Source organism: Ktedonobacter robiniae (genome assembly GCF_016587375.1).
Lineage (GTDB): Bacteria > Chloroflexota > Ktedonobacteria > Ktedonobacterales > Ktedonobacteraceae > Ktedonobacter > Ktedonobacter robiniae.
Window position 1 is genome coordinate 3,134,285 of the sequence record NZ_BNJG01000001.1, and the last position, 22,790, is coordinate 3,157,074.

Annotated in this window: 21 protein-coding genes; 11 read left to right on the top strand and 10 right to left on the bottom strand. The window is 55.2% G+C overall.

Features of this window, described 5'->3' with window-relative positions; genetic code table 11:
• Window positions 1–28: 28 nt before the first annotated feature.
• From JMJ04_RS13160 to JMJ04_RS13175, 4 genes are all read right to left on the bottom strand, one after another.
• A complete protein-coding gene (locus tag JMJ04_RS13160; protein WP_201370928.1) occupies window positions 29–1,267 on the bottom strand; it encodes an ornithine cyclodeaminase, nickel-pincer nucleotide-dependent in 1,239 nt (412 codons plus the stop codon).
• A 141-nt stretch (window positions 1,268–1,408) separates the two neighbouring features.
• On the bottom strand, window positions 1,409–1,966 hold the full coding sequence (gene cas4 / locus JMJ04_RS13165) for a CRISPR-associated protein Cas4 (protein ID WP_201370929.1): 558 nt from the start codon (window positions 1,964–1,966) through the stop codon (window positions 1,409–1,411).
• A gap of 34 nt (window positions 1,967–2,000) precedes the next feature.
• The gene (locus JMJ04_RS13170) at window positions 2,001–2,411 is read right to left on the bottom strand and encodes a hypothetical protein (RefSeq protein WP_201370930.1); all 411 of its coding nucleotides are present in this window, start codon (window positions 2,409–2,411) and stop codon (window positions 2,001–2,003) included.
• A gap of 48 nt (window positions 2,412–2,459) precedes the next feature.
• Window positions 2,460–3,035 (bottom strand): HDIG domain-containing metalloprotein, encoded by a 576-nt coding sequence (locus tag JMJ04_RS13175; RefSeq protein ID WP_201370931.1) that lies wholly within the window; start codon window positions 3,033–3,035, stop codon window positions 2,460–2,462.
• Window positions 3,036–3,317: 282 nt separating this feature from the next.
• Here JMJ04_RS13175 and JMJ04_RS13180 point away from each other — a divergent pair, with 282 nt between their 5' ends.
• The 3 genes from JMJ04_RS13180 to JMJ04_RS13190 all read left to right on the top strand — a co-directional run bounded on the left by JMJ04_RS13180 (window position 3,318) and on the right by JMJ04_RS13190 (window position 5,879).
• Window positions 3,318–4,331, top strand: a complete 1,014-nt coding sequence (locus JMJ04_RS13180; RefSeq protein WP_201370932.1) for a dipeptide epimerase — start codon at window positions 3,318–3,320, stop codon at window positions 4,329–4,331.
• 202 nt (window positions 4,332–4,533) lie between these two features.
• The gene (locus tag JMJ04_RS13185; RefSeq protein WP_201370933.1) at window positions 4,534–5,202 is read left to right on the top strand and encodes an ATP-dependent Clp protease proteolytic subunit; all 669 of its coding nucleotides are present in this window, start codon (window positions 4,534–4,536) and stop codon (window positions 5,200–5,202) included.
• A 29-nt stretch (window positions 5,203–5,231) separates the two neighbouring features.
• Window positions 5,232–5,879: an ATP-dependent Clp protease proteolytic subunit gene (locus JMJ04_RS13190; RefSeq protein ID WP_236038013.1), complete on the top strand. Its 648-nt coding sequence runs from the start codon at window positions 5,232–5,234 to the stop codon at window positions 5,877–5,879.
• Between the two features lie 75 nt (window positions 5,880–5,954).
• On the opposite strand, the gene JMJ04_RS13195 is transcribed toward JMJ04_RS13190, so the two are convergent.
• Window positions 5,955–7,010, bottom strand: coding sequence for an N-acetyltransferase DgcN family protein (locus JMJ04_RS13195; protein ID WP_201370935.1), 1,056 nt, complete (start codon window positions 7,008–7,010; stop codon window positions 5,955–5,957).
• Between the two features lie 225 nt (window positions 7,011–7,235).
• On the opposite strand from JMJ04_RS13195, the gene JMJ04_RS13200 reads away from it, so the two are divergent.
• The 3 genes from JMJ04_RS13200 to JMJ04_RS13210 all read left to right on the top strand — a co-directional run bounded on the left by JMJ04_RS13200 (window position 7,236) and on the right by JMJ04_RS13210 (window position 9,877).
• Entirely contained in the window at window positions 7,236–8,525 is a 1,290-nt protein-coding gene (locus JMJ04_RS13200) for a carbohydrate kinase family protein (protein WP_201370936.1), read from the top strand.
• Window positions 8,526–8,764: 239 nt separating this feature from the next.
• Window positions 8,765–9,223: a hypothetical protein gene (locus tag JMJ04_RS13205; RefSeq protein ID WP_201370937.1), complete on the top strand. Its 459-nt coding sequence runs from the start codon at window positions 8,765–8,767 to the stop codon at window positions 9,221–9,223.
• Between the two features lie 27 nt (window positions 9,224–9,250).
• Window positions 9,251–9,877, top strand: a complete 627-nt coding sequence (locus JMJ04_RS13210; protein ID WP_201370938.1) for a molybdenum cofactor guanylyltransferase — start codon at window positions 9,251–9,253, stop codon at window positions 9,875–9,877.
• 74 nt (window positions 9,878–9,951) lie between these two features.
• Here the strand turns inward: JMJ04_RS13210 and fni are convergent, their stop codons facing one another.
• The 3 genes from fni to purB all read right to left on the bottom strand — a co-directional run bounded on the left by fni (window position 9,952) and on the right by purB (window position 14,334).
• A complete protein-coding gene (fni, locus tag JMJ04_RS13215; protein WP_201370939.1) occupies window positions 9,952–11,088 on the bottom strand; it encodes a type 2 isopentenyl-diphosphate Delta-isomerase in 1,137 nt (378 codons plus the stop codon).
• A 225-nt stretch (window positions 11,089–11,313) separates the two neighbouring features.
• Entirely contained in the window at window positions 11,314–12,813 is a 1,500-nt protein-coding gene (locus JMJ04_RS13220; protein ID WP_201370940.1) for an MptA/MptB family glycosyltransferase, read from the bottom strand.
• Between the two features lie 207 nt (window positions 12,814–13,020).
• The gene (gene purB, locus JMJ04_RS13225; RefSeq protein ID WP_201370941.1) at window positions 13,021–14,334 is read right to left on the bottom strand and encodes an adenylosuccinate lyase; all 1,314 of its coding nucleotides are present in this window, start codon (window positions 14,332–14,334) and stop codon (window positions 13,021–13,023) included.
• A gap of 558 nt (window positions 14,335–14,892) precedes the next feature.
• On the opposite strand from purB, the gene rpmE reads away from it, so the two are divergent.
• The 4 genes from rpmE (at window position 14,893) to JMJ04_RS13245 (ending at window position 18,758) form a co-directional block, all read left to right on the top strand.
• Window positions 14,893–15,102, top strand: coding sequence for a 50S ribosomal protein L31 (gene rpmE / locus JMJ04_RS13230; RefSeq protein ID WP_201370942.1), 210 nt, complete (start codon window positions 14,893–14,895; stop codon window positions 15,100–15,102).
• 199 nt (window positions 15,103–15,301) lie between these two features.
• Complete coding sequence (locus JMJ04_RS13235; RefSeq protein WP_201370943.1) at window positions 15,302–16,789, top strand: MGDG synthase family glycosyltransferase; 1,488 nt, start codon at window positions 15,302–15,304, stop codon at window positions 16,787–16,789.
• 119 nt (window positions 16,790–16,908) lie between these two features.
• Window positions 16,909–17,874 carry a DUF1385 domain-containing protein gene (locus JMJ04_RS13240; RefSeq protein ID WP_201370944.1) on the top strand — a complete coding sequence of 322 codons (966 nt, stop codon included), beginning with the start codon at window positions 16,909–16,911 and terminating at the stop codon, window positions 17,872–17,874.
• Window positions 17,875–18,029: 155 nt separating this feature from the next.
• Complete coding sequence (locus JMJ04_RS13245) at window positions 18,030–18,758, top strand: protein-tyrosine phosphatase family protein (protein WP_201370945.1); 729 nt, start codon at window positions 18,030–18,032, stop codon at window positions 18,756–18,758.
• Here the strand turns inward: JMJ04_RS13245 and JMJ04_RS13250 are convergent.
• Entirely contained in the window at window positions 18,701–19,588 is an 888-nt protein-coding gene (locus tag JMJ04_RS13250; RefSeq protein ID WP_201370946.1) for an HAD family hydrolase, read from the bottom strand. The two genes, JMJ04_RS13245 and JMJ04_RS13250, sit on opposite strands and share 58 nt — an antisense overlap.
• 450 nt (window positions 19,589–20,038) lie before the next feature.
• Here JMJ04_RS13250 and JMJ04_RS13255 point away from each other — a divergent pair, with 450 nt between their 5' ends.
• A complete protein-coding gene (locus JMJ04_RS13255; RefSeq protein ID WP_236038016.1) occupies window positions 20,039–21,442 on the top strand; it encodes an HD domain-containing protein in 1,404 nt (467 codons plus the stop codon).
• Between the two features lie 63 nt (window positions 21,443–21,505).
• Here JMJ04_RS13255 and JMJ04_RS13260 read toward each other — a convergent pair whose 3' ends face one another.
• Entirely contained in the window at window positions 21,506–22,603 is a 1,098-nt protein-coding gene (locus JMJ04_RS13260; RefSeq protein WP_201370948.1) for a tetratricopeptide repeat protein, read from the bottom strand.
• Between the last annotated feature and the right edge of the window lie 187 nt (window positions 22,604–22,790).

A 22,790-nucleotide genomic window follows, 5' to 3' on the forward strand; every position in this document is an offset into this window, starting at 1 on the left:
GCTTGGCCCCGTCCCACTAACAACCTGTTTAAGCCAGTTCTTTTTCTAACTGGTTGATCGATTCGAGGAGCTCGCGCAGGAAGAGCTCTGCATCCGTGACCAGCCCCGCGGCCTGGAAGGTGCCGCGATCCGCCAGCTTGGTCACAACCGCTGGATTGATATCGACAACGACGGTGCGCACACGTGCGGGCAGGAGATTACCCGTGGCGATGGCGTGGAGCATCGAGGCAACCATAATCGTCATATCGACATCCTGGACGACCTCGCGCATATGATGCTGCGCGACCGGCATATCTGTGATGACGCCAGGCATTGGGCCATCATCGCGGATAGAGCCCGCCAGCACCAGGGGGAGACCGCGTGTCACTGCCTCATAGGTAATGCCCTCGCGCAGCAGGCCAATCTCAATTGCTTTCTCAAGCGAGCCGACGCCGCGCATGGCATTAATGGCGCGCAGGTGATTACGATGCCCGCCCTCGACCTGCTCGCCCGTTTTCAGGTTGACGCCCAGGGAAGTACCAAAGAGTGCGGATTCAATATCGTGCGTAATGATGGCGTTGCCACCAAAGATGGCGTGGATATAGTTGCGACGAATCAACTCGGCGACATAGCGGCCTGCGCCAGTATGGATTACGGCAGGACCAAGTACGAAGAGGATTTTGCCGCCCCGTTCGCGTATCTCGTGCATCTGGCGCGCGATATTTCTGATTGCCAGGACCTTTGCGCGCTCGGATGAAACATCACTCTGCATAAAGGCAAAGGTCTCATGCCCACGCTCGCGCTCATAGGGCTGTACGCGAATACCTTTATGCCCAACGACGACCTGGTCGCCCTTGCTCACCTCGTGCATGGGTTTGCAGTAGGCTCGCTGCTTCTCAGCCTCGACCACCACCACCACGTCCATCTCGATATTCTCTACCAGGACCCATTTGCCACCAATGCGGATCTGCGTGGGCAGATTGGTCGTCGAATAGAAATTGGGTGGCAAGACGCCATCCTGGGTGACCATCTCGGTCTGTGTATCGTGAGCATCAACCAGAATGGCTCCAAACTGTTGTAGCTCTGAGATAATGAGTTCTAGTGTTTCGGGATCAGGAGCCTCAACCTGGAAACGCGCATAGCTCGACTCCGACTTCTGCTTCCCGATGCTAATTTCCTGGACGGTGAAGTTCCCACCGCGATCCATAATGGTATCCCAGGCGCGTGGAAGCGACCAGGAGTCGATAATATGTCCACTCAACTCCACTACTTCATGAAATGTACCCATAGATATGTTCTCACTTTTTATAAGGGGCAACCCCTCCATATCGGACCAGTAGGTGATTCTGCTGCTAGTGTAGTCCCTCTATAGAAGGCTTGTCAATCAATGGATGAGAAGGGGTTAGACCTGCTTTTTTACAAGCTCTACTTACTTATCTCGACCGATGGGGCAGATTTGTTGAAAGACACAGGCCCGGCACTTGCTGGCGCGCTGTGTCTTCAAGGGTGGGGGATCCTGGGGGCCACGCTGTTCCATGTCTGAAAGCAGGCGGATAACCTTCTTGCGGAGCGCGGGTGTATAGTCGATGGTGAAATCGCGGTCGGCATAGCGCACGATGCCATGCGTGGGGGGAATCTCTGAGTAATCTTCCAGGATCAGGCAGTAGGCAATAAGCTGCATGACGTGGTTGCTATCTGGCTGTGTCACGCCTGAGACGGTCAGTTTCAGCTCAATGGGAATGAGCCTCCCATCGGGATGCTGCACGATATAATCAGGTTTGCCAATGAGAGGATAGTTGCTGGAGTAGAGCGTCTCTCCCTGCCCATCGGCGTCCTCATACACAAGTTCACCGGGCAGGTCCAGCGCCTGTTTATACTCTTCGTGCAGCCGCTCTTGCTGGCGTACACGCTCATTACGCCAGAGCAGGAGCAGGGCTAACGCGAAAAGTAAGAGTCCCAGGCCTCCTGGTAACAGGATGTTCCCCACCAAAATACCCCCTCTTGCTTAGTAACCAAATCACTCAATGCAGAAAGGCCGAAGCAATGATCAGCGCCAGGGCCAGGACGACCAGGGCCACGATAACGAGCACCAGGCGCCGCATGGCATCATTGGAACTGGGTGTCAGGATACGCTCCTCCTTCCGCTCCGCGACCTCTTCCGCGTGCTCGCGATGTTGTGCCTTCCCTTCTTCAAAGGCACCTCGACGGAGCAGGAGTTGCTCTATGACCTGATATTCAGGGAGTGAGGGCGCCTGGGCATCGTGCTCCTCCTCCAGTTCCACCAGGCGCGCGAAAAGCTCATCATCATTACCCCGAGCTATGGGGTCATAGCGCTCATGCCACCAGGAGAGCGAGCAGTACTCAAAGGAACCGACCTCACTAGCGGTAAAGAGATGCTGTGATTGATGTTGTGGCTTGCGTCGCTGCTGCATAGTCCTGGACTTTCCTAAAGCTCTTTACTTTCTATACGTGTGATGGCGTTAAACGGCTATACCTGCCAGACCCAGGTCTTCCGCGATGGCAGACATGGCCGCGATCACAAAGGCGATATGCTCGTTCAGGTCAACGCCTAGCTCCTCGGCGCCCTTGACCAGATCCTCGCGGTTCACGCCCGCGGCGAAGCCCTTGGCCTTCATCTTTTTGCGCACCGAGGAGACCTCCAGTCCATGGATGCTTTTATCTGGGCGCACCAGGCTAGTGGCTGTGATCATGCCTGTGACCTCGTCGCAGGCATAGAGCGCCTTGGAGAGTAGATCCGTGCGCGGATGCGTCTCAAGATTGAGATCATTGTGGGCCAGGATGGCGTAAATAATGCGTTTGTCGTAGCCAGCATCACCCAGCCAGACCGCGGCGACCTGCGTATGCTGGTGCAGATCGGGATATTCCTCATAGTCGCAGTCGTGGAGGAGTCCTGTTATTCCCCACAACTCTTCGTCCTCACCATAAGAACGCGCATAGGCGCGCATAGCGGCTTCAACCGAGAGCATGTGCCTCTGGAGGCTGATATTCTGGACATGGCTTGTCATCAGTGTATATGCATCTTCTCGTGTCGGCATACTATTCCCTTTACTTCTGATCCAAAAACCTGAGCGTTTATCCCCGAATGGGGGCGAAGCGCTAGTCATGTGAGTGACGTTGGGTTTCGGAATAAGATCTTACTAGATTGAGCAGAAAAGCGCATTGGCTAACAGTTTGGTCATATTGGTAGTGTATTATAGCATAGCTCTGGCGTAACGCTGCCACCTCGCTATTACCCTTCCCCCTTTACCCTTTCCATCGGGCTTGTCTGGCTGCTAGAATATAGCAGACCCACCGATTAGATGAGGAGAGAGGAACCTATGATCCATATTGACGCGAAACCTATTGATCTTAAGTTGACCACGCCTTTTCGTATCGCGCGCTCAGTGCAGCATGTCGCCGCGAACGCGGAGGTACAACTAACGTATGGTGAGCATATTGGGTATGGCGAGGCCGCGCCCAGCCGCTACTATGGTGAGAGTGTCGAGACCGTTCTGGCTTGTATCTCGCTCTTCGCGGGCAACCTGGGCGACGATCCATTTGTGATTGATGACATTATGAGCCGCCTGGACAAGGTGATTGGTCGTAACCCCGCCGCGAAAGCTGCCGTGAATATGGCGCTCTATGATCTTGTGGGCAAACAGCTGGGGTGGCCGCTCTATAAACTCCTGGGCCTCGATCCGGCACGCACGCCCTATACCTCCTTTACCATTGGTATCGATACGCCTACCGAGATGGCCAAGAAGGCGCTGCTCGCTAAAGACTACCCTATTTTGAAGATCAAGGTTGGTACTAAGCAGGATCTGGAGATCATCAAGGCCATTCGCGAGGTCTCTTCCGCGGTCATTCGCGTGGATGCGAATGCTGGCTGGACGCCCAAGGAAGCGATCAAAAATATCAATGCCATTGCGCCCTACAATATTGAATTTGTGGAGCAGCCTGTCCCCGCGCACGATCTGGCAGGCCTCAAGCTGATTCGCGATAATGTGCCCCTGCCCATTATCGCGGACGAGAGCGCCGTGGCCCTGACGGATATTCCTCGCCTGAGCGAGTGTGTCGACGGCATCAATCTGAAGCTGATGAAGAGCAATGGTATCACCCAGATCCTGAAGATGATCCATGTCGCGCGCGCCCACGACTTAAAGATTATGCTTGGCTGTATGATCGAGAGCTCGCTCGCCATTACCGCTGCTGCCCACCTGACACCATTGGTCGACTACGCGGACCTCGATGGCAACCTGCTTGTTGACGACGATCCCTATACCGGCGTCACCGTCGAGCAAGGCAAACTGGTCCTCCCCGAGGGACCCGGCCTCGGCGTCAAGCCCCGCTAAAGTTTCGTATTGAAGATTGAAAGAGGGAGCGTATGAGCGGGCGACCACCCGCTCATACGCTCCCTCTTTCAATCTTCAATTTAAGTCATATTGACACATGCATATTCTTAAATTATCATACGATCAAACATGTAAGTATCTCTTACAGGATTGCACTACTCAGGACGAACCGGGTTCGTATGAGAGAAGCAAAGGAGTCGTTATGGACGTAGCCAGGAGAGCTCCCGGCAATGAAGAGGGCGATATCCTCGCGCAAGCAAGGCAGCCATTCCCCTCTATTGAGAATATGGCCTCGTATCGCAGAGAATCCGCACGTATCAATGAAGTTCCCTCGCGCTTGCTGAGAGAGCGCATTGTTTTTGTGCCTCCCTTTATCAATGATGAAATCGCTAACTACCTGATTGGCGTCCTGCTCTACCTTGAGAGCGACGACGCCTCCAAGGAGATTAGCCTGTATATAAACTGTCATGGCTCTCTGGACGGCAACCTCTACTATGGCCTGGGCATCTATGATACGATGCGCTATCTGAAGCCAGAGATCACGACGGTCTGCCTGGGGGCGGCGCAGGGCGTGGCCGCTGTGCTGCTCGCCGCGGGTACCAAAGGCAAGCGCTTTATCCTACCGCACTCGCAGGTCGTTTTGCATCAGCCCTTAAGTTCAGTCAAAGGCCAGGCCAGCGACATCGAGATTCGCGCCCGTGAGCTGCTGCGCCAGCGCCAGAGTTTGTACGAGATTCTGGCCGAACATACCGGCAAAAGCGTCGACCAGGTTATGCAGGACGCCGACCGCAGGCGCTACATGACGGCGAAGGAAGCAGTCGAGTACGGCCTGGTCGACGAAGTGATTACACGCGAGGAATTGGCGCAGTAAGCGGAAAGGCAGCAAATATGGTAGAAATCATGGATAGCATTGTGTACCCCCACGATCCCCGGTGGCAGCGCGAGGTGCAACGCGTGGGTTTGCGCTCGATTCCCTCTATTCGCAATGAGTATCGCGGGGGGCGCGAGGGTAGCTATGGCATTGAAGACCTGCTGTTAAAGGATCGTATCATCTTGATCGGCAAGCCTATCGATGATATGGTGGCTTACCAGACGATCATGCTCCTGCTCTACCTGGAACACGAGGACTCTTCACAGGATATCAGTCTGTATCTCAATTCGCCAGGGGGAAGCGTCACGGCGGGCCTGGCCATCTATGACACCATGCAGTATATCAAGCCGGATGTCTCGACAGTCTGCGTGGGTATGGCCATGAGCATGGGTTCAGTCCTGCTCGCGGGAGGCGCGAAGGGAAAGCGCTTCTCTCTCCCCAACTCGACCATTCTGATTCACCAGCCATTGATCTCGGGCGAGATCGCGGGCCAGGCCTCCGACATCGAGATCGAGGCGCGTGAAATTATTCGCACGCGTAGCGAACTCAACGAACTGCTGGCTAAGCATACTGGCCAGTCCGTCGAGCGCATCGCCCAGGATTCGGATCGCGACAACTATATGACGGCGCACCAGGCCGTAGAGTACGGCCTGATAGACGAAGTATTAGAAAATTAATTGAGATAAAAAAGGCCTGGCTGGCATGTGCGAAGCACATGTCAGCCAGGCCTTTTTTATCTCAATAGCCCCTGTTTAGTGAGCGGAGAAGTGCTGCTGGAGCGCGTCCATCAGTTTCTCGGCGCCGAAGCGGATGACGTCGGTAGTGGGAAGGCCAGTCTCTTCCTCGGCGGCTTTGATGGCGGCTTGTGCCTCCTCGTCGTTCATCCCAACCGTCACCAGTGCCAGGCCCACGACTTTGCATTTGCCGTCCTGGCGAATCCAGTCGATGGCATCTTCATTGATGGAAATCAGGCGTTGCAGCGATGGGAGCGGGCAATTCTCATAGCCATCAATGGTTTTTGCGCCCGCCAGGTGGCAGAAGATCATGGCATCGGGCGCGGAGCCGTGGATCAGTCCCAGAGTTACGGGAGAATAACCGGGATGATTAAGCGCACCCTGTCCCTCGACGAAGACCCAGTCATGCTCCTCGGCCAATTGGAGTACCTGTTCCTCCACCATGCCCGCCACAAAATCGCTGATGAGGTGGTCAATGGGGAGGCCATTGTTGGAGATCATAATACCGGTCTGACCTGTCGCCAGGAAGGATCCATTGAGGCCGCGCTGGGCCGCGACGCGTTCGAGTTCCAGGGCCACCGTCATTTTGCCCGCGGAGCAGTCGGAGCCAACCATCAAGACCGTGTGGCTGCCAGGGCGGTGAGGGGCGAATTTGGCCACGCGAGGTTGTCCCTGGGGACGGCGTACATCCCAGATCGTGACGCCCTTCTGTTCTGCCGCCGTGCGCAACTCCTCGTCGTCGGAAATAAAGGTATGCAGGCCGCTGATGATGTCCAGGCCATGCTCTATGGCTGTGGTAAGCTGCCAGCGCCAGCTTGGAGGTAGCGTGCCCCCCACTGGGGCAATGCCGATCATCAGCGCATCTGGCTCATATTGGAGGGCCTCGTTGATATCACGCACCATGGGGATGTCCTCGCCCAGGGCGATATTAAGGGCCTGGGCCACATTCTTGCCCGCGTGAGTGCTATCAATCACGGCGACCACTTTGTCCTTGCTATACCGAATGATGCCAGTCGCTGTCTTGGCTCTGTGCAGCGTAAAGGCCGCCTCTACCAGGATCACAATTCTTCGCATAGAGCAGCTCCTTCTGAAAAATATAAGAATGTCCACTATAATTTATCCCTTTATATAATGCCAATGTCAATGCCAATGTCAATGCCAATGCCGATTAAGCAGTCGGTGAAGGCACACTAAAGGGAAGCTAACTGGTAGCGCATATGGAAGGTTGTACGTGTTTAAATGTAATGGTGATTTCCAAGCAGCCGCAACGTAGTTGAATCCCTGGAAGGATAGATGTTTATGTACGATGAAGAGCAGCAAGATGATCAGGAAGAGCGCTTGAGAGCCAGGACATTTCCACTGAGCAGTACCCAGCTAGCGCTTGATGTCGAAATCATTGTCGCAGGTCATATTTGCCTGGATATTACACCAGCTCTGTCTGAGGGTGTGGGGGCATTGACTCCCGGTCGACTTGTTGAGGTAGGAAAAGCGGGCCTTGCAGCTGGTGGTCAGATCGCGCATACTGGCCTGGCTTTACATAAACTCGGCGTCAATACGGGCTTGATGGGCAAGGTGGGCGATGACCTCTTTGGGCAGGCGATCTTTCGCCTGTTGTCCTCGTATGATCCCAAGCTGGTAGAGAGTATGGTGGTTGCGACGGGCGAGGAGAGCGCCTATTCGCTTCTGTTGGGTCCTCCCGAGGGGGAACCTGTGGTGCTACACTCGGCGGGATGCAATACGACCTTTGGCGCGGAAGATGTCCGTTATGAAATACTTTCAAAGATCGCGCTCTTCCACTTTGGCTATCCGTCGATGATGGCGCGGATGTATGAGGATAACGGCGCGGAACTGGCGCAGGTTTTCCAGCGCGTCAAAGCCTCGGGCGTGACAACCTCGCTCGATATGTGTGTGCCTGATCCCAGCACGCCTGCGGGCCAGGTGAACTGGCGCGAAATTCTGATGCGTACCCTGCCATATGTAGATGTGTTTCTGCCTGGTATTGAAGATCTTCTTTTTATGTTGGATCGCCCTCTCTTTGACAAGCTCTCCTCGAAATCTGGTAAAGGGAGTATGCTCGATAAAATCAAGCCTGATGTGATCTCACAATTGAGCGATACCTTGCTGGAACTTGGCGCGAAAATTGTTGGTATTAAATGTGGGCACAGGGGTTTATACCTGCGTACCGCGAATGCAGAGGTGCTGGAGGACCTGGGACGCGCCCAACCAACCAGCCTGATCAATTGGTCTGAGCGCGAGCTATGGGCACCCTGCTTTGAAACGCAGCTTGTAAGCTCCAGGGGGGCAGGGGACGCAACCATCGCGGGTTTCCTGCTGGGATTACTGCGCGGGATGCAGCCCGTGTCGACCCTGGCGGCGGCCTGTGCCGTAGGGGCCTGTAGCGTCGAGGCACCTGATGCGTCGAGCGGCATTCGAAGCTGGCCTGAGACCCTGGAACGGATCGCCGCGGGGTGGCCACGCCTGCTCCCTAAGGGAAAATCCCGCTCGCCCCTCGATATGCAGAGCTTTAAGTGGCGCTGGCACGAGACGCAAGAGGTGTGGATCGGCCCAGGTGATAGCCATTACGCGTAGCTGATCGGTTTACCTCAATAAAGGAGAGCGAAAGAGGCATAACCGCGACAACAGGTTTGGCATATGCTGGCGTTGGGAGGGCTTCAATTGGTTTGCTAAAAGGATAGGCAAGCAGGGGCGAAGAAGGCTGGTAGGAGGGTGTTTGGGCTACCTGGTTGCCCTCTAGACTCTTACAGGCATCCATGCTATCATAAAGTTCATCGCATGGCGTGGATACACGATAAAGGAGTTAACTTTTCATGCAAACCAACCTGTTCCGCTGGTTATTCGAGGATCCCGTTACCGCCGGGTCCAATGGTGGACTTCCCGGGACCGAGCCGTTTCATTTTCTCTGGCCCTGGCTTATCTTCTGTATTGCGGGTCTTTTAATCACTTTTTACTACTCAGTAGAGGGCCGCAAGCGTTTTGTGAAGAGCAAGCCCCTGGCGAAGCGTATGCTGGACAACTACCTGGGCTGGTTCGCGGTCATTTGTTTTATCGGGCTACCCCTGGTCTTCGCGCGTGTCTACCTCGATGGTTACTTCTTTGCCTGGCGTTTCTGGCGCTACCTCTGGCTGTTGAGTCTGCTGGTCTGGGCTGGCGTCTGGGTGTTCCACCTGGTGAAGCGCTATCCGCAGGAGCGTGCAGGCTATGATGCATACAAATCACGCCAGCAGTATATGCCCCGAGGAAATAAGCGCAAGGCGGCCTCGCGCTAAGCCTTTGAAGAGAGCACATTCACAAAGATGAGAACAACAGCGGGCATTCTGCTCGTAGGGGGACGAAGTCGCCGCATGGGGCGCGATAAAGCGCTGCTCCCACTGCATGTGGGTGAGTCACCAGGCCAATTCCCTGTCGAGGCTGAGCAGCAGACCTTTGTCGCACACTTGGCCGCTCTCCTGCGTACGCGCTGTTCGGAGGTGATCCTGGTGGCGCGTGATGAGGAGCAGGGTAGGCGTTATGCGCTACCTGGCGTACGCATTGTCGCCGATGTCGAGGCGGATATAGGTCCCTTGATGGGACTCTATAGCGGCCTGCAGGCAATAGAGGCCACCCATGCCCTGGTCGCTGCAGTCGATATGCCGTTTGTACAACCGGCTATGCTCGACTACTTGCTTGCTCAGAGGCTTGATGAGGCTATAGTAGTCCCGCGTGTTGAGCAGATCCCACAGGTATTGCTGGCTGTGTATCCACGTGCACTGCTCCCGCTCATTGAAGAGCGCCTCAGGGCGGGACGGCGTGATCCGCGTTCATTGCTGGAGAAAGCGCGTGTGCATTATTTAGAGGAGGCGCAACTGCGGCGCGTTGATCCCGGTTTGCGCTCCTTTGTGAATGTGAATACGCCAGAAGAGTTACAAAAAGCAGGTTTATAATCAGGATAGTGGGTATGGTATGAGTTGGCAGCCAAAGGCTACCAACTCATACCATACCCACTATCCTGATTTAGTTATTCTCCTGGGCGCAGGCGTTTCCAGCGGCGCTGGGCCAAGCCTTTAAGTTCGTCCTCGAAGCCGCGTTGCTGGAGCCAGACGCGTGTCTCTCCCATTACGACCACGTCCGCCTCATGTAATTGCTTTATACTGGCGGCCCCGCTTAACTGCATCGCCACTTTGAGTTCGGCGATGAAGCCTTGCAGGAGTTCGCAGACCGCCTCATAGCCCTGACTGGCCGCTTTCAAGAATGGAAATCCCATGCCCACCAGGGACGCGCCGAGCGAGAGGGCTCGCGCCGCATCCAGGCCATTGCGCACGCCACCAGTAGAGATCAGTGGCAGACGGGCGATACCACATTCGACGACCGCGATGGGGGTTGGAATGCCCCAATCGCGATAGAGTGCCCCGATACGCATGGTTTGCTCATCACCTCGTGACTGTGAGCGGAAGGCCTCCAGGGCCGACATACTGCTCCCGCCCGCGCCCCCAACATCAATAGCCGAAACGCCGCAGGAACGCAGGATGAGGGCCTGCTCACGGTTGACGCCCGCGCCCGTCTCTTTAGCGATGACGGGCAGCTCTAATTGTGGAATAAGCTTGCGCAGGGCCTCAACCTCGCCAAAGGCGCGCCGGTCGCCCTCGGGCTGTGCCGCCTCCTGCAAGCTATTCATATGGATCGCGAGCGCGTTAGCGCCAATCATTGCCGTGGCACGCTGCACCTGTTCAATGGTAAAGGGTGCGTGGCGCTCCTGCGCGATCAGTTGGGGGGCGCCAATATTGGCAATCAAGAAGGCGTGGGGAGCCTGCTCACGTGTCACTGCGAAGCTGTCAGAGACCTCGGGATTGACGATAGCGGCGCGCTGGCTGCCCACACCCAGGGCCAGACCGTACTCTTCAGCGGCGCGTGCCAGGTTGCGGTTGATCGTGAGCACATCGGGATGCCCACCGGTAAGCGATGAAATGAAGAGAGGATAGCGCAACCGTTGTCCGAGAAACTCGACCGAGGTATCGACGGCATCTAGATCTACTTCTGGCAAGGCCTGGTGTACCAGGCGGATGTCGCTCCAGTTTGCCTGCTGGGGCGCGGAGACATCCCGCTCCAGGGCGATGTTGACATGCTCAATCTTGCGCTGTTTTACTTCATCGGTCATGCGATCTGCGGTCCTTTCTGCATGGCTGGCTTCCTCAAGCGAGCCACTTCCTTCTTATGCGAAAACCAACGCCGCTCTTGCGGCTAACGCTTCGCGCTCAGGTTTTCTAATAGGAAGCTTACTTAAGAGCGTGGCGACCCCGGATTCTGGCTATCAAGAGATAGACGAGTGGAAGGCCAAAAATTATGGCAGTCTGATAAGTAGCAATAGGATCTCGACAGGATCTTAACTAAAAGCGGTGAACGCGTAGACGAGTAACGCGGCCGCCATCAGCATAAGTATGGTGATCGAGAAGAGATCGAGACGACGTAGTACGACAGCCCAGAAGAGCCACAAAACATACCAGGGCCAGAACCAGCCAGAAACCAGGATTAAATACCAGAAAATGGTAATCGTCCATCCATTTACTAGTGTATCGATGCTTGCCAGTTGCCCTTCCGGGCCAATTTTACGCGTGAATTGCTCAGGAAATGGTTGCCTGACAGCGACGCGTGCGTCGCGGATCTCGCCAAACTGACGCATATAGATCAGCACAAACACAAAGGTGGCTGAGGCGCGTACCGTCAGGTCCGCCGAGGCCACGGGATTGAGATAGGATGGCATGTGCGAGAGCTGCGCAAACCAGGTGAAGAGGGCGCGTAAGGGCAGGGCCAGGAAGCCTGCCGGTGAATGTACAAAGTGAGCCATATCGATGGCTGAGGTCAAGGCGAAGAAGGTATTAGCTCCATTCCAGAGCGGCAGGAAGAGGAGTAGCGTTGGTAGCAGCATGGCCAGAAGGCGCCAGGTAAAGGCGAGCGCTACCTGCCAGGGGTTGCGGATATGGTCCACGCTAAACCAGGCATAGAGTGGAAGCACCAGGAGCGCGATCAGATTTGTGCTGACCGCCAGGCCAAAGCAGAGGAGCGCGCCAGCGGCATAGCGTGGTTGCCTTGCACGTAGCAGACACCAGGTACCCAGCAGGAGGAGGAACATACAGAGTCCCTCGTTATGGCCGTTCCCGGCTAGCTCAATCAGGGCCAGGGGATTCCAGGCATAGAGCAATGTACCTACCAGGCGGCGCGAGGGCGCAAGCCGCCCGAGAATGCTCCAGACGAGCAGGATATTAAGCAGATGCGTGAGTAGGGCCAGGCCTTTAAAGAGCAATAAGAGAAACGCCAGCGAGGCGCTTAACTGAGTGATGAGGGCCGAGAGATAAAGCCAGAGAGGGGCATAGGTGCTTGCCTCATGGCGGCTGGAGAGAATCCAGGGGTACGAGGGATCGGAAGGGATCTGGGCGGGTGTGGTCCGAAAGGGATCGAGATGATAGGTGGCTAGCGTCCGCCCGGCGAAGATATAGGTAAAGACATTATCTGAGAAGAGCCGTGGGAGGAGTAATAATGTCAGGCCAAAGAGCAGAGCGCTCCCAAGCGGCAATAGCAGCCAGCGTGAACTCTTAGTATCTATATCTACATGAGCACGTAGACGGCGTAGTGCCAGAACATAGAGCACATTGAGGAGTAGCAGCGTCGCGCCAAAAAGCAAAGCGGGTAGTTCCACAAACTGGAGCTTCAGGGCTGGCAGACCTGAAGTGAGCCATTGAAAGGGTTGAACCAGCCAGGGATAGCTGGTTGAAAGTGGAGTTGGACTCAGATGCAGGGCTGGCAGGGGCGAGATCGCGAGGAGAAAGAGATACAAAAGCTCTGTGGCGATAGCTAGCCAGAGTAGCCCCCAAAGTGAATGACGCATCTGTGTTTTTACGCCAGTTGATGGTGGTGTGGAGATTGGCAAAAGTTTACTTAACAAACAACGTGTAACCTCTATTTATTTAAATTGCCCCGGCGGGACAAGATGACCAATCACTATTATATAGCATGCTGCCAGGATAGAAGTAGTAAATAGACGTGTGGCGCGTGGGCGAAGCCCACGCGCCACACGTCTATACTATATTGGCATTTATGCCAGACCTACGCGTTTGAAGGAGGTATCGACATGCTTGGTGTAGAAGTCGGTATTGGTCAACTCCTCTAGCTCGGGGCGGGAGAGGTACTGGGTAACCTCGCTATCGCTGCTCAGGGCATTGAGAAGGGCCGGACCCTGGATGGGACCTGTGCTAGCCATCGCCCAGACCTTCTTGGCGTTGCGCTGGACCATCTTGTAGGCTTCCTGGCGGCCAACACCCTTATCGATGAGGGCTAGCAGGATGCGCTGCGAGAAGACGAGGCCACCCGTCATGCCCAGGTTGGCCAGCATGCGCTCTTCGTCAACCTGCAGGCCATCGATGACATTGGTGAAGATATGCAGCATATAGTGGAGGATGGTGCAGGAATCTGGAATGATCACTCGCTCCGTCGAGGAGTGGCTGATGTCGCGCTCATGCCAGAGGGCCACATTCTCCATCGCCGTCACGGCGTAGCCACGCAACAGGCGAGCCAGGCCACAGATGCGCTCACAGAGCTCGGGATTGCGCTTATGGGGCATGGCGGAAGAGCCCTGCTGACCAGAGCCAAAGGGCTCGAAGGCCTCGCTAAGCTCGGTACGCTGCAAGTGGCGAATCTCCTGCGCCATCTTCTCAAGCGAGCCGCCAACCTGTGCCAGGGCGGTAATAAAGTGCGCGTGGCGGTCGCGTTGGACCACCTGGTTAGAGATGGGAGCCACGCCCAGGCCCATCTGCTCGCAGACAAATTCCTCGATGTGTGGTGGAATTGTGGCATGCGTGCCAACTGCTCCCGAGATCTTGCCGACCGAGACCTGCTCAATCGCGGCCGCCAGGCGCTGCTGGTGTCGTTTGAGTTCATCGTACCAGAGGGCCAGTTTCAGACCAAAGGTGAGGGGTTCGGCATGGATACCGTGCGAGCGTCCAGCCATCAGGGTATACTTATATTTCTTTGCCGCCTCGCCGACGACCTCAACCAGTTTGGCCAGGGAGGCGCTCAGGAGTTCGCCGGCATCTTTCATCTGGGCCGCCAGGCCAGTATCCAGCACATCGGAGGAGGTCATGCCCAGGTGGATAAAGCGGCCCTCGGGTCCCAGTTGCTCCTGAATTGAGCGCAGGAACGAGATCACATCGTGATGGGTCTCGCGTTCGATCTCCTTCATCCGCTCCGCGTTATAGCGCGCATTGCGAATCTTGGCGATATCTTCAGCGGGAATGACTCCATCTTTAGCCCAGCCTTCACAGGCGAGCAGTTCAACCTGGAGCCATTTGTCGGTCTTATTCTTATCGGACCAGATAGCAGCCATCTCTGGCAGTGTATAGCGTTCAATCATGGCAGTCTGATATAACCTCAGTTTGTGTTAGTGGGGGTGACATTTTCGTCCGCTGTAAGTGTATCACATCCCCACTCTGAGCAAAACTCATCTTCGCGCCTGCGACGCTCGGGGTAAGGGTGTGGTGATGTGAGGGCATAGAGGAGTGCCAAAAAGTGTTATCTATGGTAGAATATGAGCGAAAAAGCGTATGGGAGAGGACCAGTACCAAAAGTTTGGCCCCTCTGGACGCACATAAACGCAGGGAATACTGCATGCTCCTATTCTGTTCTCTATAGGGAGAGGGATAGGTTATTATTGTGGCTGATCAGTGCCATGCATCTTGACGTGGCGAGACCAGACATGTACAATCTTCTCACACGTAGAGATCAGACAAGTATAATCTTCTCCTACGCAAAAAAACTTATCCGTGAAAGCGGAAGCTCAACTTGAGCGAAGGGGTTTAGTCGTTCCTCTTATGAAAAATGGCTCCCCGTAAGGGGAAAGGGAAAAGAAAGGAGCGGCTTTGTTCCCTCACATGGCGAGCAGCCAGGAGTCTCCACAAGGCCGATTTGGTAGATGAAACAAGGAATCCATCCAAACGTTATTGAAGCCACAGTGAGCTGTGCCTGTGGCAGCACTTTCAAGACCTTGAGCGTTAAGCCCGTCCTCAAAGTTGACGTGTGCTCAAAGTGCCACCCGTTCTTCACTGGTCAGCAGCGTATTCTAGACACCGCTGGCCGTGTGGAGCGCTTCCGCAAGCGCTTTAGCTTGGAAGAAGAAGAATAGGCCTTTTGCTTATGGAAAAGGGATAAAGGAGACCTCCTGGAGGTCCTTTATCCCTTTTTTGCAGTCTGTGAGATGGTTGATGCATCCAGTAAGATCTTATTCCGAAACCCAACGTCACTTACGTGCCTAGCGCTCCGCGCTCAGGGTTTTCGGATCAGAAGTAAGATGGATGCACCGATTTTAGGGGGTGAGTTACCTGGTGAAGCAACGCACCATATTGTTCCTGATCGCGGATACTGGAGCCGGGCATCGTAGTGCTGCCAATGCCATTCATAATGCGATCAAACTTATTTCGCAGCAAGAGCAGGAAGCCTGGCAGGCGCAACAGGTAAACCAGCACACTGATTCAGAAACGACAGGCGCTACCAGCAAGGCTACGAACTCCTTACCCGAACCGACAAACTACCGCGTTGAGATCGTAGATGTCTTTGAAGAGTATAGCCGCTTCCCGCTACGTGAGGCCGTCAAGCTCTATGGCCCAACCATTCGCTATAATCCTAAACTCTTTGGCGATGTCTTTCATTTAAGCAACCAGGAGGGAACGGTCAAGGCCGTTCAAACGCTGGCTACGCCTCTGATCCTCAATGGACTCATGCGCTTGATTACCAGCGTCCAGCCAGATATCATCGTTTCTATTCACCCACTGCTCAATCATGTAACGGTGCATGCCTTACAGGAGTTGGGCCTGAAAATTCCCTTCTTGACCGTGGTCACCGACCTGGTAACGATCCACTATACCTGGTTTGCCGAAGGGGCCGATGCCTATATTGTGCCCACCGAGGAGGCAAAGCGGCTCTACTTGCAGCGCGGATTGGACCCTAAGCGCTTGCATATGCTTGGCATGCCCATTGACCCCAAATTTACCTTGCCCACCGAGGAGAAAGAGGCGTTACGCAAGCGCTTTAATCTCCAGAACGATCTGCCGACGGTTCTGCTGGTTGGTGGTGGTGATGGCGCAGGCGGCTTGCAAGCTGCCGTCAAGGCTATTTCACAGGCGCGTCTCCCCGTACAACTGATGGTGGTGACCGGACGTAACCGTCGTCTCTACGCGCATCTCCAGCGCACGCGTTCAAACTTCCATGTCCCGGCGAAGATCTTTGGTTTTGTGCATAATATGCCGGAGTTGATGCGAGCCGCCGATATTATCGTAACTAAGGCGGGTCCCGGCACGATCTGTGAGGCGCTCTCCTGTGATCTGCCAATCATCCTCAGTGGCTATGTACCTGGGCAGGAAGAGGGCAATGTTGAGTTCGTGCTCCATAATGATCTGGGGGTACTCGCGCTGGACCCACGCACACTGGTGAACGAGTTGCGCAAACTCATTAAACCTGGTTCCGAGATCTTGCAGAGGCGCCTGGCGAATGCGCGCAACATCAGCCGTGCGCGCGCCTCCTTCGATATCGCGCAATGCATTTTGAGCTACCTTCCCACGCCCGAGACCGGAAGCATCTGGCAGTCGCGGCAGTGGCAGCGGCAGCAACAGCGTCTCTCTGGTCGCCTGCGTTCCTCGATCCGCATTCGACGCCAGGGGGTGCGCGTGCGTCGCCCGGTGATAAGCAAGACGCTACTACGCAATCCAGTAATGCGTCGTTTCGCGCGTACGCGTGACATCTCAGAGAACAGCACAACGCTGGATACCTCTCCGAACGAGCGTGCGGTTAAACGCTTCAGAAGGATACGTCGATAGTAACCAGCAGAGGCGTCATTGGTTGGCATGAAGACTGATGACCCTTTATATCACTCTTTGTATCAATCTTTATATATAACACGCTCTATGAGATGTGCGCCCTATTAAAGGAGATCGTTATGGCCAGGTTTTATTATGGTGGGCAGGCGGTGATTGAAGGGGTCATGATGCGGGGAAAGACGTCTTTCGCGGTCGCGATGCGCAAGGCTGATCAAAGTATCTATGTGTATGAGGAGCCGCTGCCAGAGCGCCTTCGTAGTAAGTTTTTTAGCTTGCCCTTTGTGCGTGGCATATTGCTGCTCTGGGAGACCCTGGTCCTCGGTTCACGCATTATGACGCTTTCGGCCAATGTTGCCTCCGAAGAGCCTGGCACTGAGTCCGATAATCAGGCAACCGCGAAGGCAGAGCAGGCCCCTGCCAATGAAGATCCAACGAAGATGAGTGGATCGATGACCTTCTCGCTGGTTATCTCCATGACTATCGCGGTGGCAATCTTTTTTGTGGGTCCGCTGGTGGTAACGAATCTCCTGGGGCACTGGATTGGCACAGGCTGGCTAAGCCTTATCCTGGAGGGGGTCCTACGCCTGGCACTCTTGATTGGCTATCTCCTTCTGATCGGTCGCGTGCCTGATATTCAGCGCGTTTTTGGCTATCACGGAGCCGAGCACAAGGCAATTAACGCTATGGAACACGGCGACCCGCTGGATGTCGCGCATGTGCGCGCTGCCACGCGTGTGCATACGCGTTGTGGGACCGGCTTCTTGCTGATTGTCGCGGTCCTCTCGATCTTCGTCTTTGCCCTGGTGGTGACGCCCTCGCTGCCGATTAAACTTCTATCGCGTATTGTACTTGTGCCGATTGTGGCATCCATCGCGTACGAATTGATGCGCCTGGGCGCGGCTAACTATCGTTTGCGCCTGGTACGCTGGTTGCTTGCCCCTGGCCTGGCCTTGCAGAGCTTGACAACGCGCGAGCCGGATGATGCAATGATTGAATGCTCGATTGCTGCTCTGCAACGCGTACTGAAGAACGACCAGAAGGCGGAAGCTGGGGCGCAAGAGCCCGCGCCGCTTGTGACGGCCTAGTTAACCTGGCGTGTATGTTCTTTCTGGGTAGGAGGATGTGTGCATCGTGGCGGCTTGCGGCCGCCACGATGCACACATCCTCCTACCCAGGCGAGCGCCGCAGGCGCGAGAGGTCACGCAAAATATACCTTGTAAATGGGAAGGAAAACGCACCAGTGACGCAATCACAATCAAATCAGGTCGCTCTACCTCCTGGTGAGAGACCTGAAGATAAAAATATCAAGGCCTTTGCCGCGGTTGAGCAGGCTGAACTAGAGCAGCAGCAAGCCTCCTCTCCATCTCGGACGGTCAAATTTTCATTTTGGCGTTGGGGCACCAGTGGCGTCGCGCGCCTCCTCTATCGCTACTGGACGCGTATCGCCGTGCACCTCTGCCCGGAGGATTCGCTGGGGGAGCGCATCGCCCATGCTTTGCGCGTTCCGCTGCCCGATAAGCTCAATATGAGCTGGGTGAACAGTCATCTCGCGGTTGGTGGTCGCGTACGCCCCGAAGATATTGCGGCACTGGCGAAGGTTGGGGTAACTCATGTCGTCGATACGCGTGCAGAGTATTGTGATGATGCGGAAGCCATGCGTGCACAGGGAATTGAGCTTTTGTATCTGCCCGCGCCTGACACCTGGCCGCTGAGCGTGGAGCAGTTGCTAGAGGGATCGCGCTGGGTCAATGCGCAACTGCAAAAGGATGGACGGGTCCTGATCCACTGTGAGCATGGAGTAGGGCGCAGCGTATTGCTAACCTGTTCCGCGCTGGTATATGGAGGCATGCATGCCTCGGAGGCGCTTGAACTGGTGCAGCGCCAGCGCTGGCAGGCCGCGCCCAATGGTCGTCAGATCGCGCGCTTACGCGAATTTGAAGTGGCCTGCAAGTCGCTGCCAAGAGCATAACGTTCGATTGCTTCAGCAACGCCATCCTCGGCGTTGCTGGCGGTGATCGCCTTCGCCGCCTCGCGTACCTTCGCGCGTGCCTGCCCCATCGCGACTCCCCAGCCCACGCTTTGCAGCATCTCGATATCGTTATTCCCATCTCCTATGGCCATAACCTGGTTGAGTGGAATAGCTAGATAGCTCGCCAACGCCTGGACACCGCTGGCCTTGGAGCAATGTTGATGCATGATGGATAGCTCGGCTGTGCGATAACTGCCCAGGGGAGTTGTATTCCAGGCGCACTCAAGGGCTGAGATCTCAGGAAGCATACGCTGAATAATCTCCTCCGATGTAAAGGCGACGACGCGTAGGGGGTCAGGCTGGCCGAGACAGCAGTGCTGATAATGCAGACGCCGGAGACCTTGCGCGACTTTGAGGTAGGGCGCGATCCAGGTCGTATCAAACTCCTCTGGGCCAGTCCAGGACTCCTCTTGCTCCTCATGGTAGTGGTGAATGATAGGCTGGACCTTGTGCCGAACCAGGATCTCCAGGGCCTGGTTCGCGATCTCGGCCTGCAACTTTTGCGTATGGAAGATGCGTCCACCAGGATGCTCAAGGATCAGGGCGCCGTCATACATAATGATCGGGAGATCTATGCCCAGTTCGGAGGCGATATAGCCAGTGTTGACGTAGCGCCGGGCCGTAGCTAGCGTCACAATAATGCCTTCCTCGCGTGCCTGCTCTATCGCGGCGCGTGTACGCGGCGTGATGTGTTTGTGTGGGTCGAGGAGCGTACCATCAATATCGATTGCGATCATTTTGATAGGTGTGGGTGAAAGAGGTTGTTGCATAGCTTTTAGATAAATTATCTCATTCTAGTAGTTGATAGAGAAACTGCTCATATCTGTTGTATGGGATCTGCTATCCTCTATGCTCTGGCCTGGGTGCTAAGGAGTATTCCAGGTGCATAGTGCTCTTGTGCTTATTATAGGAAGTATGAAGCGACCTTGCAATGTTAAGCAAAAAAAGTACCGTGTGGGCGACGCTACGGAGTGCTTTAGCAGCGTCGGCCAACTTCCATACTCTCTTTGTCGGCAGAGAAGAAGAATAAGAGCAGGGGTATCATACCCCTGGTATGGGGATGTCCTGGCATCATAAAATATGTATAGGCTTTTTTGTTTGGAACTAGATGGTAGAAAGATAGGGCGATACTGGTGGGTACGAATATGCAAGAAGAACAATTTGCTGAAATGGAACATACTCCTCACTTTGAGGTGAATGATAGAGAGCAGAGTACTAAGATGGAGAGAACACAACCAGTGGATACGAGCGTGATTCAACCGCATATGCGCCATCACTGGATTGATAATGAGGACCTGCCGCTGTTGCCTGATATGCAGCCGGTTAGCACAGTGCGTGATAGCCTGTATGAATTGATCCCCCTGGGGCCACGCGAGATTAAGCTGATTGGAACCCCTGAGTTTCTCCGTTTGCAGCAGGTGAAGCAGCTTGGCTTTGTCTATCGTATCTGGCCGGGGGCGACGCATACACGCTATGAGCATAGTCTTGGTTGCTATCACTTGACTGTGCGGGCCTTACGAGCGCTGCTCCAGCGTGGCGAGCGTGGTGGCTTGGATGGAGTCGCGGTCAGCAGCATCCAGGCGCTTGTCGTGGCGTCTCTGCTGCATGATATTGGTCACTATCCCTACTCGCACACGATTGAGGAGCTAGGTTCCCCGATTCTGTTGCACGAGCGTATCGGGCGCACGGTAATTGAGAAGAGTTCTATCGCGGATGTGCTGGAGCGCGACTATCATCTCTCGCCTGAGCGCGTAGCCGATTTCATTGATCCCCCCAAAAACCGGCAGCGCCATCCCGATGATGAACTGCTCAGCCACCTCTTGAGTGGCCCCCTGGATGTCGATAAACTGGACTATCTGCCACGGGATGCGCGTGGCTGTAACGTCCCCTATGGAGGCGTGGATGTCTCGCGTCTGTTGGGGTCGTTGCTGGTGCATAAGGTAGATGGGAAGCGTAGCATCGTCGTTACGCATAAGGGTGTCAGTCCCCTGCATTCTCTCCTCCATGCGCGCCAGGAGATGTTTGACAACATCTACTGGCATCATACCAGCCGCGCCTTTCAGGTGATGCTGGTGCGCGCGGTCCAGGATGCGCTCCAAAGCGGACAATTGAAGGCGGACCAACTGGTGGGTCTGGATGACTACTCGCTGATGACCCTGCTGCGCAGCGAGCCAATGCCGCAGAGCACACGCGCCCTGGCTGAGAGCCTGACCAATCGCCAGCCACATAAAGTCGTGCTGGAGATCAGTCGCATGGCCGGTCGCTTCTTTAACCGCTTGGACGCGTTGTTCTGGGACGCGGAACGCAGACGGCGGGTGGAGTGCCAGCTAGGCGAGCGTCTCTCGCAGGTTCTGGATACCGAGATTGCCGAGCATGAGCTGCTCTTTGACATTCCGCGACCGGAGAAGTGGGAGATGGATCTCAATATCGTGTTTGAGCATCCGCCTGTGGGCATGAAACCCTTTATGAGCTGGGTTGAGGTGACCGGGCTCCAGCCCGATGACCTGGCGCGTTATGAGCAGCACCAGCGCCGTATTCGCCTGGTGGTGTCGGAGCGCCTGCGGTCATCGTTGACCTCGCACCGCGACGATATTGTTCTGCCCACCCTGGAAGAACTAGTATAATATAAAGATAATGCGTGTGGGGTAGGCTTTGCCTACCCCACACGCATTATCTTTATATTATGTTTATGCTTGAGGGTTTACCGTGTGCAAGACTGCCTTCTCGCGCTTCTGATACATCTGCTTTAAGGCTTTTTCGCGTAGGCGGAGCGCGGGCGCATACTCCATATCCAGGCGAAGCGCATGCTCGGAGCAGCGGGCGGCCTCGCGGTAGCGCTCGAGCCTGAAGAGCGTATCGGCCTTGAGCGTCCAGAAGCGAACGCTATCGGGGTCAAGCTGGAGTAGTTGATCGAGCGTCTCGTCGGCCTCTTCATAGAGGCCCAGGCCACGCCAGGCACGCATATAGTTCTCCCAGGCAAAGAGATTATCAGGTACCTGGGCTATTAGTTCGCGGGCCACCTCTTTGAGGGCATCGTACATCTCAAGCGAGCGCAAGGCCTGTACGGCCTGGATGAGTGAGGGCGTATGACCAGGGTGCATGAGAAGCGCCTCGCGCGTCACTGCTATAACCTCTTGCATACGGCCCAGGCGGCAGAGGATCTCGCCCTTCATTTGCAGCACAAAGAGATTCTGTGGGTCCAGCTCAAGGGCTTTACTGAAGTTTTCGAGGGCTTCGTTAAGGCGATTAAAGTTGAGCAGAGCAATGCCCTGATTGGCCCAGGCTCGTGCATCATCAGGAGCGAGCGTGACCGCTCGTTGGGCGCTCCGCAATGCCTCGGGGAAGCGCTGTTGCAGCAGTTGTAATCCGCTTCGATTCAGCCAGGCGAGCGGGAGGTTCGTATCGAGCAGGAGTGCCTGGTCGTTGGCGATGGTGGCTTCAGAGATGCGCTCCAGCTTCTGTAAGGCACGCGCCTTGAAGGCCAGGCCTTGCGCTGAATTGAGCGCGGCCTCAAGCATACGCCTGGCCGTCTCCAGGAGAGCTTCATAGTCGCCCATGGCATCGAGCGCCGTTGCCAGGCCGATAAGCGCCTCTTTATCCTCCTCATTCTGCTTGCTTAGCTCACTGAAGTAGAGAATGGCCTGCGACCAGTTCTGGGCTTGCAATTGCTCCTGAGCCTGCTGGCGTAACTGGTCAGGTGTAAGCTTGTTCTCGCCTGGATATTTATGCGTAGGTTGCTGCTCGGGCTGATTGAATGTATTCACCTTTGGTGTATTTTCTTCCATTTATACGCTGCTCTTCTCTGCTCGGTTTCGTCCCATTATCTCATTAACAGCAGTTATGGGCAACCCCTCTCAATATTTGAAACTATACAAAATTTTTACAAAACCTATAAAGATTTCTAAAAATACCCTTGTATAGTATGAACAAGCAAGTAGAAGTTGACTTGCTTTGGTCCTTATCGTTATCTAT

What these genes read in the sequence shown, in the direction of transcription:
- rpmE (WP_201370942.1), top strand. Translation starts at nt 14,893, where the DNA reads ATGAAACAAGGAATCCATCCAAACGTTATTGAAGCCACAGTGAGCTGT.
- JMJ04_RS13175 (WP_201370931.1), bottom strand. Translation starts at nt 3,035, where the DNA reads ATGCCGACACGAGAAGATGCATATACACTGATGACAAGCCATGTCCAG.
- JMJ04_RS13210 (WP_201370938.1), top strand. Translation starts at nt 9,251, where the DNA reads ATGAGAACAACAGCGGGCATTCTGCTCGTAGGGGGACGAAGTCGCCGC.
- JMJ04_RS13185 (WP_201370933.1), top strand. Translation starts at nt 4,534, where the DNA reads ATGGACGTAGCCAGGAGAGCTCCCGGCAATGAAGAGGGCGATATCCTC.
- JMJ04_RS13170 (WP_201370930.1), bottom strand. Translation starts at nt 2,411, where the DNA reads ATGCAGCAGCGACGCAAGCCACAACATCAATCACAGCATCTCTTTACC.
- JMJ04_RS13220 (WP_201370940.1), bottom strand. Translation starts at nt 12,813, where the DNA reads ATGCGTCATTCACTTTGGGGGCTACTCTGGCTAGCTATCGCCACAGAG.
- JMJ04_RS13160 (WP_201370928.1), bottom strand. Translation starts at nt 1,267, where the DNA reads ATGGGTACATTTCATGAAGTAGTGGAGTTGAGTGGACATATTATCGAC.
- JMJ04_RS13190 (WP_236038013.1), top strand. Translation starts at nt 5,232, where the DNA reads ATGGATAGCATTGTGTACCCCCACGATCCCCGGTGGCAGCGCGAGGTG.
- JMJ04_RS13250 (WP_201370946.1), bottom strand. Translation starts at nt 19,588, where the DNA reads ATGCAACAACCTCTTTCACCCACACCTATCAAAATGATCGCAATCGAT.
- fni (WP_201370939.1), bottom strand. Translation starts at nt 11,088, where the DNA reads ATGACCGATGAAGTAAAACAGCGCAAGATTGAGCATGTCAACATCGCC.
- JMJ04_RS13180 (WP_201370932.1), top strand. Translation starts at nt 3,318, where the DNA reads ATGATCCATATTGACGCGAAACCTATTGATCTTAAGTTGACCACGCCT.
- JMJ04_RS13205 (WP_201370937.1), top strand. Translation starts at nt 8,765, where the DNA reads ATGCAAACCAACCTGTTCCGCTGGTTATTCGAGGATCCCGTTACCGCC.
- purB (WP_201370941.1), bottom strand. Translation starts at nt 14,334, where the DNA reads ATGATTGAACGCTATACACTGCCAGAGATGGCTGCTATCTGGTCCGAT.
- JMJ04_RS13260 (WP_201370948.1), bottom strand. Translation starts at nt 22,603, where the DNA reads ATGGAAGAAAATACACCAAAGGTGAATACATTCAATCAGCCCGAGCAG.
- JMJ04_RS13240 (WP_201370944.1), top strand. Translation starts at nt 16,909, where the DNA reads ATGGCCAGGTTTTATTATGGTGGGCAGGCGGTGATTGAAGGGGTCATG.
- JMJ04_RS13255 (WP_236038016.1), top strand. Translation starts at nt 20,039, where the DNA reads ATGGAGAGAACACAACCAGTGGATACGAGCGTGATTCAACCGCATATG.
- JMJ04_RS13200 (WP_201370936.1), top strand. Translation starts at nt 7,236, where the DNA reads ATGTACGATGAAGAGCAGCAAGATGATCAGGAAGAGCGCTTGAGAGCC.
- JMJ04_RS13195 (WP_201370935.1), bottom strand. Translation starts at nt 7,010, where the DNA reads ATGCGAAGAATTGTGATCCTGGTAGAGGCGGCCTTTACGCTGCACAGA.